The sequence below is a fragment of the Mesorhizobium sp. B2-8-3 genome, assembly GCF_006440815.1.
Classification (GTDB): Bacteria; Pseudomonadota; Alphaproteobacteria; order Rhizobiales; family Rhizobiaceae; genus Mesorhizobium.
The window spans coordinates 39,711-51,579 of sequence record NZ_VFTW01000027.1 but is presented as its reverse complement, the minus strand read 5'-3'; the positions used below and the strand labels follow the sequence as shown (position 1 = coordinate 51,579).

Annotated in this window: 11 protein-coding genes; all 11 read right to left on the bottom strand. The window is 64.4% G+C overall.

The window, feature by feature from the left end:
• The gene (locus FJ418_RS27260) at positions 1 to 756 is read right to left on the bottom strand and encodes a glutamine amidotransferase (protein ID WP_140870991.1); all 756 of its coding nucleotides are present in this window, start codon (positions 754 to 756) and stop codon (positions 1 to 3) included.
• Positions 753 to 1,712: a nucleoside hydrolase gene (locus FJ418_RS27255; RefSeq protein ID WP_140870988.1), complete on the bottom strand. Its 960-nt coding sequence runs from the start codon at positions 1,710 to 1,712 to the stop codon at positions 753 to 755. Before FJ418_RS27255 ends, FJ418_RS27260 begins: the two co-directional genes overlap by 4 nt.
• Positions 1,709 to 2,626: an ABC transporter permease gene (locus tag FJ418_RS27250; protein ID WP_140870985.1), complete on the bottom strand. Its 918-nt coding sequence runs from the start codon at positions 2,624 to 2,626 to the stop codon at positions 1,709 to 1,711. The genes FJ418_RS27255 and FJ418_RS27250 overlap by 4 nt, the downstream gene beginning before the upstream one ends.
• 11 nt (positions 2,627 to 2,637) lie before the next feature.
• Complete coding sequence (locus FJ418_RS27245; RefSeq protein ID WP_140870983.1) at positions 2,638 to 3,666, bottom strand: ABC transporter permease; 1,029 nt, start codon at positions 3,664 to 3,666, stop codon at positions 2,638 to 2,640.
• Positions 3,666 to 5,201 carry an ABC transporter ATP-binding protein gene (locus tag FJ418_RS27240; protein ID WP_181167105.1) on the bottom strand — a complete coding sequence of 512 codons (1,536 nt, stop codon included), beginning with the start codon at positions 5,199 to 5,201 and terminating at the stop codon, positions 3,666 to 3,668. Before FJ418_RS27240 ends, FJ418_RS27245 begins: the two co-directional genes overlap by 1 nt.
• Positions 5,202 to 5,285: 84 nt before the next feature.
• Complete coding sequence (locus FJ418_RS27235) at positions 5,286 to 6,275, bottom strand: BMP family ABC transporter substrate-binding protein (RefSeq protein ID WP_181167104.1); 990 nt, start codon at positions 6,273 to 6,275, stop codon at positions 5,286 to 5,288.
• Positions 6,276 to 6,328: 53 nt separating this feature from the next.
• Complete coding sequence (locus tag FJ418_RS27230; protein ID WP_140870977.1) at positions 6,329 to 7,330, bottom strand: LacI family DNA-binding transcriptional regulator; 1,002 nt, start codon at positions 7,328 to 7,330, stop codon at positions 6,329 to 6,331.
• Positions 7,331 to 7,827: 497 nt separating this feature from the next.
• A complete protein-coding gene (locus tag FJ418_RS27225; protein ID WP_140785249.1) occupies positions 7,828 to 9,081 on the bottom strand; it encodes a L,D-transpeptidase family protein in 1,254 nt (417 codons plus the stop codon).
• 486 nt (positions 9,082 to 9,567) lie between these two features.
• Positions 9,568 to 10,083: a MarR family winged helix-turn-helix transcriptional regulator gene (locus FJ418_RS27220; protein WP_040983294.1), complete on the bottom strand. Its 516-nt coding sequence runs from the start codon at positions 10,081 to 10,083 to the stop codon at positions 9,568 to 9,570.
• 302 nt (positions 10,084 to 10,385) lie between these two features.
• Entirely contained in the window at positions 10,386 to 10,808 is a 423-nt protein-coding gene (locus FJ418_RS27215) for a DUF6163 family protein (RefSeq protein WP_140641396.1), read from the bottom strand.
• Entirely contained in the window at positions 10,805 to 11,848 is a 1,044-nt protein-coding gene (locus tag FJ418_RS27210) for an enoyl-CoA hydratase/isomerase family protein (protein WP_140870974.1), read from the bottom strand. Before FJ418_RS27210 ends, FJ418_RS27215 begins: the two co-directional genes overlap by 4 nt.
• Between the last annotated feature and the right edge of the window lie 21 nt (positions 11,849 to 11,869).

Here is an 11,869-nt window from a genome sequence, read left to right as displayed (position 1 = left end):
TCAGGCTCCCGCCGCCCAGCCGACGATCTGCCGCCAGAGCGTCGTGTAGCCCGGCCAATCGACAAAAGCGGGCGGCGCCCAATGCGGCCCGCAATCCGAGGCAAAGGCGACCGACCGCCCCTTGCCGAACTCCGCCGCGACGATCAAGGGATCGTTGCCGACGGTCGCGACCACCGTCGCCTTCTGCCTGGCGGCAAAGCGGTTGTAGCCGAGCAGCGCCGGCCACTCCGCTTCCAGCCCGCCGACGATCGGATGACTTGCAGCGGCCACGCTCGGCTTCACGCCTTGCGGCCGCTCGGCGCGGTCATCGCCCGCCTCCATTTCCACGCCCAGCACCTCCGCGATTTCGGTGTCGCGATAGCGCGCCTTGGCGTCGATGCCCTGGAAGGTCATATAGCCGCCGATCATCACCAGTCCGCCGCCGCCGAGGACATAGTCGCGTATCGCTTCGAGGCGATTGGGCAGCATCTTCGACCGCACGAACGTGTCGGGATGAAGCAACAGGGTGTTGGCGCCGATGTCGCTCAGCATAATGCAGTCGAACTTCGCCAGCTCGCCGGCGCTGAAGGGGAAGTCGCGCGCGGCGACATGGGCCGGCTGGTAGACAACGTCCCAGCCACCGCCTTCGAGGGCGTCGCGCAGCCAGCGCACGCCTTCGGCGTACTCCGTCGTGGTGAAGGAATCGAAGCCCTTCTGGTGGATCGAATGAACGGTCCAGGATTCGCCCGCGATCAGGACGCGACGGCTCTTTGTCATACTTCCTCTCCTGTTTTGTAAGACCGGCTGGCCAGCCGCTTCAATGCTGCGATGAAGGCGGCGTGGATGCCCTCGCCATCAAGCTCGACGGCGATTTCGGCGTTCGGCGGCCCCGAGCGTCCGGCAAAGTCGATGACCGTGCGGCCATAGGTGAATTTGCCGGCGAGCTCGACCTCGACCCGAGCCGGAACGGTCCTGGCCAGGGAGGGTTCGGCCGTGACGAGCGATGCCACGGGATCGTTGAGCGGCATTGCGACGGGCCCGAACACACCCGGGCGGAATGTCGTATTCAGCGAGCGCAGGAGCTCGGCAGCGAAGAGCCCGACCTTGCCGCCAATCGCCTCGACGTCCGCGATCAATCCTTCGGTGATAACCGCCTGCGGTCCCACGTCGACCGGAAGAAGCGTCAAAGGAATGCCGGCCCCGAACACGATGGCGGCTGCCTCCGGATCGCACAGAACGTTCCACTCCGCCGCCGCTGTCTTGTTGCCGAGCCCCCAGGCCCCGCCGAGCGAGACGATACGCTCGATCCTCTCCGCCAGGCCGGGGTTGCGCCGCAACGCGAGCGCCAGATTGGTCAGCGGACCGGTGGTGACGACGGTGCCGGCGGCGCCTGAAAGGACCATCTCTGCGACGAGGTCGCTGGAGTGGCGTGGATCGAGGTTGACCGCTTCGAGATCCGGCCGCTCCGGGTCGAGCGCAGCGGTCTGATCGAGGATGCCGGCGATCAGCCTTTCGCGCACCAACGGCCCCACGGCGCCGGCCGAAACCGGAACGTCGTCGCGCCCCGCAACGGCAAGGACGATGGCGCCGTTGCGCGCCGTGCGGTCCCCGGCGAGATGACCGGCACCCGTCGTCACCGCCTTCAGGTCGAGCGCCTTATGGCCGGCGGCGACCAGGATGCCCAGGGCATCGTCATTGCCCGGATCGCAGTCGAGGACGATCGGCTTCGTCATTGGGGATTGTCCTGAATTCTGGCCGGGCGGTTGCGCACCAGGATGCGCCAGCGAGCGAAGGTCAGGCCGATGATGGCGGCGAGATAGGGCAGCATCAGCACGAACTGCGAGGGGATGGCGAACACTTGCAGGCGGTCGCCCAGCGCGCCGAAGAAGCCGAACAGGAAGGACGCCGCAGCCGTCATCCAGGGTTGGCCGCCGCCGAACAGCGTCGCGGCCAGCCCGATGAAGCCGCGGCCGCTGGTCATGTTCGGCAGGAAGAAATGCAGCTTGTCCATGGCAAGCTGCGCGCCGGCAAGCCCGGCCAGCAAGCCGCTGATCGCCAAGGACAGGGCCTTCATGGCAGCGATGCGGATGCCGGCGGAACGCGCTGCGTGCTCGTCCTCTCCCGCGGCCCGCAGGCTGGCGCCGAGCGGCGTCTTGTAGAGGAAGACATAGGTGAGTGGGACCGCGACAAGTGCGATCAGCACGATGATGCTTTGGCCTTCGAAGGCCGGGCCGAGCACAGGCAGCCAGGACAGCGATCCGGCCGGAACATGCCAGATGTCGGGAAAGGCTATCGGCCTCAGGCCGCCCGGACTGTTGTAGTAGCGCTCGAGGATGAAGAGCGTGCCGCCTGCGGCGAGCAGGTTGATGCCAAGGCCCGCCACGATGAAGTCGGCGAAGAAGCGCAAGGTCAGCAGCGCCAGAAGCTGCGAAAGCACCACCGCGACCACCAGCGCCGATAGGAAGGCCGGCCAGGCGCTGCCGCTCCAGTCGCCGACGGCGATGGCCGCGAAGGCGGCCGCCAGCATCATGCCCTCGACCGCGACATTGAGGATGTTGGCGCGCAAGGTGATCATGGCCGCCAGCGCGGCAAGCAGGATCGGGGTCGACTGTTCAAGGACCGCGGCGAGCAGCGATGCGAGGTTCATTCCTTACCTCCTCACGCTGCCTGGGCGGCGCGACGCAGCCGCGCCGTCATCAGCAGCACGAGCAGGCCCGTCAAAAGGTTGACCAGCGAGCGCGGCACATCCGTGGAAATCTGCATGTAGGCAGCGCCATTCAGCATCGCCGCGTAGAACAGCGCGGTCGCCAGCGAACCGATCGGATGGACGCGGGCAAGCAGGGCGCAGGTCAGGCCGACAAGCCCGTAGCTCGGCGAGAAATTCTGCTCGAAGCGGTGTCCGACGCCGAGCACATAAAGCGCTCCGGCCAGCCCGGCCAATCCACCGGCGATGACCATCGCCGAGATCACCCGCCGCGCCGCCGGCACGCCGGTGGCCTCGGCAAAGCGCAGATTGGTGCCGGCCGCGCGAACCTCCGCGCCCCATCGGGTGCGGAACAGCACGATCCATGAGACGACGGCAAGCACGGCGGCGACAAGGAAGCCGCTGGTGGCGCGCGGAACGAAAGGCAAGGGCGGCAGCCAGATCGAGCTCGGCACCATCCAACTCACCGCGCCATAGGCGGTGGTGTCGCGGATCACCTGGTTGGCCAGCCAGGAGGTGACCAGGAGAATGATGATGTTGAGCATCAGTGTCGTCACCACCTCGTCGACGGCGAGACGCACCTTGAGCACGCCCGGAATCCAGCCGACCACCGCGCCGGCAAGAAAACCGGCGACGATGGCGAGCGGCATCAGCATAAAGGCCGGCAGCGAAGCGCCGGCGATGGCGACGACGGTGGTGGTGACCGCGCCCGCGTAGAGCTGGCCCTCGCCGCCGACATTGAAGATGCCGGCGCGAAAGGAGAAGACGACGCCGAGCGCGATCAGGGTGAGCGGCGTGGCGCGGTTCAGGAACAGGGCGAAGTTGCCGAGCGAATCGAAATTGGCGAGCAACAGGTCGCGATAGGCGCGGACCGGCTCATCCGTGATCGACGCGACCAGCATAAAGCCGAGCGCCAGCGTGAGCAGGATCGCGGCGAGCGGCGCGCGGATGACGCGCAGGAAATTGGACAGCGACGGCGCCATTACGCAGCCTCCTTCGATCCGCCGTTCATCAGATATCCGACGGTCTCCTCGTCGGCCGTGGCGCGGTCGAGGACGCGCATCATGCGCCCCGAATACATGACGCCGATCCTGTCGGAGAGCGCGAAGATCTCCGAGAGCTCGGACGAAATCAGGAGCACGGCGCGGCCCCGGTCGGCGGCTTGCAGGATGCGCGCGTGAACGAATTCGGACGCGCCGATGTCCAGTCCGCGCGTCGGCTGGCAGATCAGGAGCAGCGATGGGTCGCGCTCCAGCTCGCGGGCAATCACCAGTTTCTGCATGTTGCCGCCGGAGAGCCAGCCGGCCTGGGTGGCAGGCTGCGCGCCGCGCACGTCGAACTCCTTGATCTTCTCGTCCGCGAAGCTGTTCAGCTTCTGCCGATTGATCAGGCCGCCGGACAGCAATCCGGCGCGGCTGTAGTTGGTCGCCGCGACGTTCTCGGCGACGCTCATCGTGACGCTCAGGCCACGGTCGAGGCGGTCTTCCGGCACGAAGCCGAGACCGGCCTGCTGGCGCTTCCAGAGGTCACCGTCGGTCAAATCCCGGTCGCCGAAACGGATCCTGCCCGCCTGCACCGGCATCAGCCCGGCGATCGCCTCGGCGAGTTCGGTCTGGCCGTTGCCGTCGACGCCGGCGATGCCCAGAACCTCGCCGGCGCGCACCTGGAGAGAGATGCGGTCGAGCAGACGTCGGCCTGAATGATTGGTCATGCTGACACTGTCGAGCGTCAGGACCGGGGCGCCGAAGCTGCGCTGCCCACTGCCCTTGCGGCCGACCAGGAACACGTCGCGGCCGACCATGTCGCGGGCGATGTCGGCTTCGGTGACGTCGGCCGTATCGCGCGTCGAAATGCTGCGGCCATGGCGAATGACGGTCACGCGGTCGGAAACGGCTTTCACCTCGCGCAGCTTGTGGGTGATGAAAAGAATGGTGCGGCCCCTGGCGCGCAAGCCGTCGACCACACCGATCAGCTCATCGACTTCCGGCGGAGTCAGCACGGCGGTCGGCTCGTCGAGGATCAAGAGATCCGCGTCGAACGCCAGCGCCTTCAGGATCTCGACGCGCTGGCGCTGGCCGACCGAAAGCGTGCGCACCGGCGCTTCCGGATCGAGGCGGAAATTGTAACGCGCGATCAGTTCGCGGGCGCGCTCGACCATCTGCCGGCGGTCGGAGAAGATACCCAGCCGGCGCGGCTGGCGGCCGAGAAACAGGTTCTCAGCTACGCTCATGGACGGCACCAGCGTGAAGTGCTGGTGCACCATGCCGATGCCGAGGCGGCTCGCGGCAATCGGGTCCGCGATCGTCACGGTCTTGCCGTTCAGCACGATGGAGCCGGCGTTCGGCTGGTGAATGCCGGCAAGGATGTTCATCAGCGTCGACTTGCCGGCGCCGTTCTCGCCGCAGATGACATGCACCTCGCCGCGCCGGACATCGAGGTCGACATGACTGAGCGCGGCCTTCTCGCCAAACGACTTGGCGATGCCTGCAAGGCTCAAGATGATATCCGGGTCGCTCATCGGCACGCTTCCTGGGGCACGCTTCCTGGTCGGCATGGCGGGACGCTGCCTTGGCAGCGTCCCGTTTCAAGGTCCTGGGAGGGCTTACTTGAAAGCAGTGTCGACCTTGATCTCGCCGCTGACCACCTTGGCCTTGGCGGCGTCGACTTTGGCCTTGATGTCGGCGGGCACCAGCTTGTCGTTGTAGACAAGGCCGACGCCCTCATTGGCGAGGCCGTAGACCTTGAGCTTGCCGAACTCGGCCTTGCCGTCCTGGATCTGCTTGATCGAGTCGTAGATCGAGTTGCCGATCTGCTTGATCATCGAGGCGATCACATTGTCCGGGTGCAGGCCGCTCTGGTCGGAATCGACGCCGATGGCGTATTTCTTGGAGTCCGCCGCGCCCTTGAGGATACCGAGGCCGGCAGGGCCGGCGACGTTGAAGACGACGTTGGCGCCGTTCTGGATCGCGGTCTTGGTCAGGTCGTAAGCCTTCTGCGCGTCGTTGAAGTTGCCGATGAAGATCACCTGCACGTCGATGTCCGGCACGACGGTCTTGGCGCCCTGCTTGAATCCGAGGATGAAGTCCTGGATGACCGGCAGGTCCATGCCGGCGACCACCGCGATCTTCGGATCGCCGGACGTGAGCGGAAAATCCTTCTTGTCGGTCGCCGCGATCGCGGCCAGCGCGCCGGCAAGGTAAGAGCCTTCATTTTGCGCGTATTTCACCGAAAGAACATTCGGCTGCTTCAACTCGTCGTCGAAGAAGACGTATTTCTGGTCGGGGTGCTGCGGCGCGACGTCGGCCAGGTTGTCGTGCATGTTCGGTCCGGTGAAGACGACGCTCCATTCGCCCGAATTCGATACCGCCTCGAGATTCTGGCGCCAGAGCTGCGGATCGGTCGGCGATGCCTGCAGCAGGCGCGTCTTGACGCCTTCCTTCTCGGCGCGGGCGAAGCCGGTGGCGGCGTTGTCGTTGAAGCCCATGTCGCCGAGATTGTCCGACATCACATAGACGGCGCTGAAGTCGGCGGCGAGTGTCGGTCCGGCCACCAGGCCAAGCCCGAGAGCAGCGGCGTACGCTATTGATTTCATGATCGATCTTGTCATTTGTTTCATTCCCCTTTCTTGGTTGCGAACTGTCTGTCTCAGGAGCGTGGCGGCGCTACCGAGTTGCGCTTGACCAGCGCGACCGGGAGCCGTGTGAGTTCAGGCGGCGACGCCTTGTCGATCAGCGCCTTGAGCGTGCTGAACCCGATGCGGCCGAGTTCGGCGGTCGGCTGACGGATTGTGGTAAGGCCTGGCGCGAGGAGGTCGGCAAACGGCATGTCGTCGAAGCCGACCAGCGAGATGTCCTGCGGCACGTTGAGGCCTTTGGAACGCACCGCTTCCATGATGCCGATGGCAATGAAATCGCTGCCGGCGAAAACGGCCGTCGGCGGCTGGCCGCCGGCCAGTATGTCCAGCATGGCTGCGCGGCCGAACGCGCGCGAATACTCGCCCTGGCGGATATCGCCGTCGTCGACTTCTATCCCCGCCTCGGCCAGGACGTCGCGGTACCCGGCCAGTCGTTCGATGGCGCTGAACAGCTTCGCCGGGCCGCCGATATGGGCGATGCGCCGGTGCCCGGCCTCGATGAGGTGGCGCGTCGCGGCGCGAGCGCCTTCGCGGTTCTCGACGAAGATTTTCGGAACGTTGACGCCCGGAATGTCCTCGTCGATCAGAACGATGTGGCCGTAATGGTGAAGCGTGGCGGCGAGCGAGCCGTCGTCCGGCCGGTTGGTCATCATGATCAGCCCGTCGACATGGCCGTCCTTCAGCCGCCTGAGACTGGCGAGCTCGCGCTCCCGGTTGCCGCCGGTGCTGCTCATCAGCACGGAATAGCCGTGCTTTTCCGCCTCGTCCTCGACGGCGGCGGCCAGTTCGGCAAAGAACGGGTTGGCGATTTCAGGCGTCATCATGCCGATCGCCTCGGAGCGGCCAAGGCTCAGGCGCTTGGCGAGGATGTTCGGGCGATAGTCGAGCGCCACGATGGCCGCGTCGATGCGCGCCGCCGTCTCCGCCGGAAGCTCGATGCGATTGTTGAGATAGCGCGACACGGTGGTGGTCGACACCCTCGCCATTATCGCGACTTCATTGATGGTGCTCATGTCCGCCCCAGCCAGCAACGAACCAAACGCTATCCCATAAAATTTGGCTAGTAAAGCGGTTGCGTAAAGTGGTTTACTGACTTTTGTGAGCTAGGCTGACATTCAACGCCGACCGCGGCCATCGCCGCGGCGGCGGGCTTGTTATTCTTGTCAGGAGATCATCGGCAGGACGAGTTCAGCAGCCACCGGATATCCGGGGGGCGCCATCTGAGGCCGCGCCGCACGGCCCGGGTACCGCAAGGGCCTTGCGATGCTGGCGCGATTGTCTTGTTGCAGGCGGCTCCCGGACCGCTCGGAAAGCCGAAGACGCGCCCCGACTGCCCCCACGCCCAAGCTCCGTTTCACGGAAGCGGCGAACCGCTCTATCTCCTTACTTTCACGCAATTCCGGACGGAAACCGCACACACTTTTCCTGGAATTGCTGTAAGGCGCGCATTGCGTCGCACAAACAAAAAGGCCGCTGCAAGAGCGGCCTTTTTCTTTTAAGAATCAGATGCTTACTGCGCGGAGCTGATCTGCAGCTCGGTGGCGCCGTCAAGCGCGTAAATATCGTCGCGGAACTGCACGACGCCCGGAGCCGTCGACCATGCCGAGAGATAGAGGAAGTGGACCGGCACCGGATTGACCACATTGATCGGCGTGTTCTCGCCGGTCTTGATCGCCGCCTCGAAATGCTGGCGATCCCAGCCGGGCGTGTCGCGCAGGATCCAGGTGACGAGGTCGCGCACGTTCTGGACGCGCACGCAGCCCGAGGAATCGAAGCGCATCAGCTTGCCGAACAGGCTCTGCTGCGGCGTGTCGTGCATATAGACGCCGTCCGGGCTCGGGAAGTTGATCTTGACCGAGGCCATCGCATTGTTGCTGCCGGGATCCTGGCGGAAACGGTATTTCGCGGCATCGTCCGTCGACCAGTCGATGGTCATCGGATCCACCTCGCTGCCGTCCGGCGCGAACAGGCGGATGTGGCTGTCCTTGAGGTAGTTCGGGTCCTTCCGCATCAGCGGAATGATGTCCTTGCGCACGATCGAAACCGGCGCATTCCAGTACGGATTGACGATGATCTCGTTGATCTTCGAATTGACGATCGGCGTCTGGCGGTCGATCTTGCCGACAATCGCCGTGTGGCGCAGCACGACGCGGTCGTTCTCGACCGCTTCGACCTGGGCGCCCGGAATGTCGACCAGCACGTAACGGTCGCCGAGCGTGCCGGCCTTTTCCTTCAGGCGCTGCAGGTTGGTCTGCAACTGGCCGAGCCGGACCTGCGCCGACACGTTCATCGCGGCGTAGGTGTATTTGCCCATGGCGCCGTCGGCCGGCAGGCCGTGACGAAGCTGGAAGCGCTTGACCGCCGAGTCGACATAGGAATCGAATGCCGTCGAAATGCCGGCGCTCTGCGGCAGGTCGCCCGACACCATCAGGCGCTTGCGCAGCGGGACGACATCCGGATCGTCGACGCCGAGCTGTAATTTCTTGGTCGCCGGAACCTGCTCCCAGCCGCCCTGGGAGACGATGTTCTGATACTGCGCCACCGCCTGCTCGGTGAAGGCCACCGTCTGCTGGCTGAAGATCGGCAGCGTCGAAGCGACCTTGTTGGTGTCGGTGCCGCGCGCGTCGAACTGGTCGTCCCAATTGCCGCGCGTCGAGGATTTCAGGATGTCCCCGATCACGTCCTGGGCGCTCGCATGGCCGGCGACCATGGCGGCGGCGAGCGCGGAGGCTCCGGTAAGGAAGAAACGGCGGCTGGTTCTCATGGCAGACATTCTTGCTTTATCGCTCTCGCTCAACTCGCTTGCCGGGCGGCTTTGTCCACACTCTAGGGGCGGCAAACTTAACAATTCGCCAACCATGACCTGACGTTGATCGGCTGCCAGAACGCGCTGCCGCAACGCAGGTTCCAAGGAGCGCAAGGCATAGGCCCGCAGCATCACCCACCACTCGCATTAACCGCGATTATGGCGGCAACGTGGCCTTGGCCCGCGATTTGCATGCGGCGGCCAGATGAAAGAAATGACGGCGATGCTTTTTTGCATCGCAAGATGCCAGCGCGTCCTTATGAAATCTGTGCCCTGCCCTTCAGGCGCAGAGCCTTCATGCGCGCGAAGCGACGGTCAAGCTCCCGCAAATGCCCGCCTTCGCAATAAAGAAAAAGACCGGCGCGCTTCGGCGCCGGCCTCCTATTCTTTCCCCCCGGGGCCCTGCTTCTTCGGCGCGGCTTTCCCGTCCCAATTCCGAAGCACTCACATCCGATAAGCGATCGTATCGTTCCAGAAGCGATCCAGCCGCTGCAGGGCGCGGTTCATCTGCTTGAACTCGTCGGTGTTGATGCCGCCGACCGCCTCGATCGAACCGACATGGCGCTCGTAGAGGCCGGCGACGACGTCGGCCACCTCGTTGCCTTTCGGCGTCAGCGAGACGCGGACCGAACGGCGGTCGATGCGCGAGCGCTGGTGGTTGATGAAGCCGAGGTCGACCAGCTTCTTCAGATTGTAGGAGACGTTCGAGCCGAGATAATAGCCACGCGAGCGCAGCTCGCCGGCGGTCAGCTCCGAATTGCCGATGTTGAAGAGCAGCAGCGCCTGGATGGCGTTGATGTCGGAGCGGCCGTTGCGGTCGAACTCGTCCTTGATCACGTCAAGCAGGCGGCGGTGCAGACGCTCCACCAGCTGCAGCGATTCCATGTACAGCGAGCGGATAGCCTCGCGGCGATCGTCGGATACGTTTGCGGTCTTCGCCGCCGGACGCGAATTGATCATTGTCTTTGCCTCTCGTTTGTCGCCTTGGTGATTTTTTGTTTTTCACCTTGATCGCGACACTATCGAATACTCATAAAATTCGACTTAAACGCCAGGGCTAACAAGAGCTTACCGGTAAGAGGTTTCGGAAGACGCTTAACGATCGGTCACCCGAGCAAGAACAATTAACCTAAAGATTTAGCCAATGGATCTTGGGGTGAAACGGGGCTGAGAAAGCGCCCCGCGGAGGCAGGCCATCGGCCGGCTTTATGGGTGGAGCATGATGTCATCCGAAAACCGCTTCACACTTTTCGGCATCATGCTCATTGGCGAAGCTGGCGCTTCTGCAGCCATATGGTGACGCGAAAGACGATGTAGAGCAAGGCCACGCAGGCATGCGAGACGACGATCAGCAGCCGATGGCCGAAGAGATCGGGGAAGCCGGCATACATCACCGTCTCGGTCGCCGCGCAGATGAACCAGATCACCGGTCCCCACGATGCCAGCATCCAGAGGCCGGCGGCGGCGAAGGGGAAGAAGACGGCGAGCATGGCCGCCGCCACCTGCCAGTGCACCGGCATCAGGTCGAAGCGCCACAGTTCGCCCGGATAGATGCCGATCAGGCGGATCCAATAGAGGATGCCGAACAAAAGGCAGTAGCCGGCGATCACGCGCTGGAACCAGGCGAAGATCACCTCGGTGGTCGAGGGCTGCAGCACCACGCGCCTGGAGGTGACTTCGCTCACAGCGCGAGTTCCTTATCCCCGAGCGGCGCGAAATAGGCGTCGATCTCGGCCGCATCGACCTCATCCAGCCCCGCCGGCCGCCACTTGGGTGTAGAGCCCTTGTCGATGATGGCGGCGCGGATGCCTTCATAGAAATCGTGGCCGGCAAGCATGCGGTTCAGGATGCGGAACTCCATCCTCATGCATTCGTCCATCGACAGCGTCGAGCCGGCGCTGATCTGGCGCCAGGCGATGTTGAGGCTGGTCGGCGAGCGGGTTTTCAAGGTCGCAAGCGTCTTTGCGGCGAAAGCATCTTCAGCCCCTGCCCGTTCCAGGCTGTCGATAATGCCGGCGAGCGAGCTCTGCGAAAAATGGCGCGCGATCGACTCCAGGTCCTGCCGCTCCGTCTCGCGTTTCGCGGGCACGAAGAAATCGCGCAATTCTGCATTCGCGTCGCCGCTCGTCGCCAGTTCGTCGAGCAGGCCCGCCTGGTCCTCCGCCTTGATAGTGTGCGTGGCGAGCCCCGACCAAAGCGCATCGCCGTAACGGATGCGATTTCCGGTCAATCCGAGATACATGCCGAAAGAGCCGCCGAGATCCGGCAGCAGGTGGCTGGCGCCGACATCCGGGAAGAAGCCGATGCCGACCTCCGGCATGGCGAACTGCGCGTTTTCGGTCAGCACGCGATGCGAGCCGTGGAAGGAGATGCCGACGCCGCCGCCCATGACGATGCCGTCGATCAGCGCGACATAGGGTTTCTTGAAGCGGGCGATGCGGGCGTTGAGCCGATATTCGTCGGCGAAGAAGTCGACGGGCGGCTTGCCGGCCCGGCCGGCCTCATGGATGTGCAGGATATCGCCGCCGGCGGAAAACGCCCTGCCCTCGGCCTTGACGACGACGACATTGATGCCGGCGTTCTCTTCCCAAGCATCGAGCGCCTTGCCGAGCGCGTTGACCATGTCGTGCGTGACGGCGTTGAGCGCCTTCGGCCGGGTCAAGGTGACCACACCCGCCTTGCCCAGCCGCTCGAAGCGGATCTCGTCGCCTCCGCCAAAATCCATAATGAGAGAATCCTCCCCCGC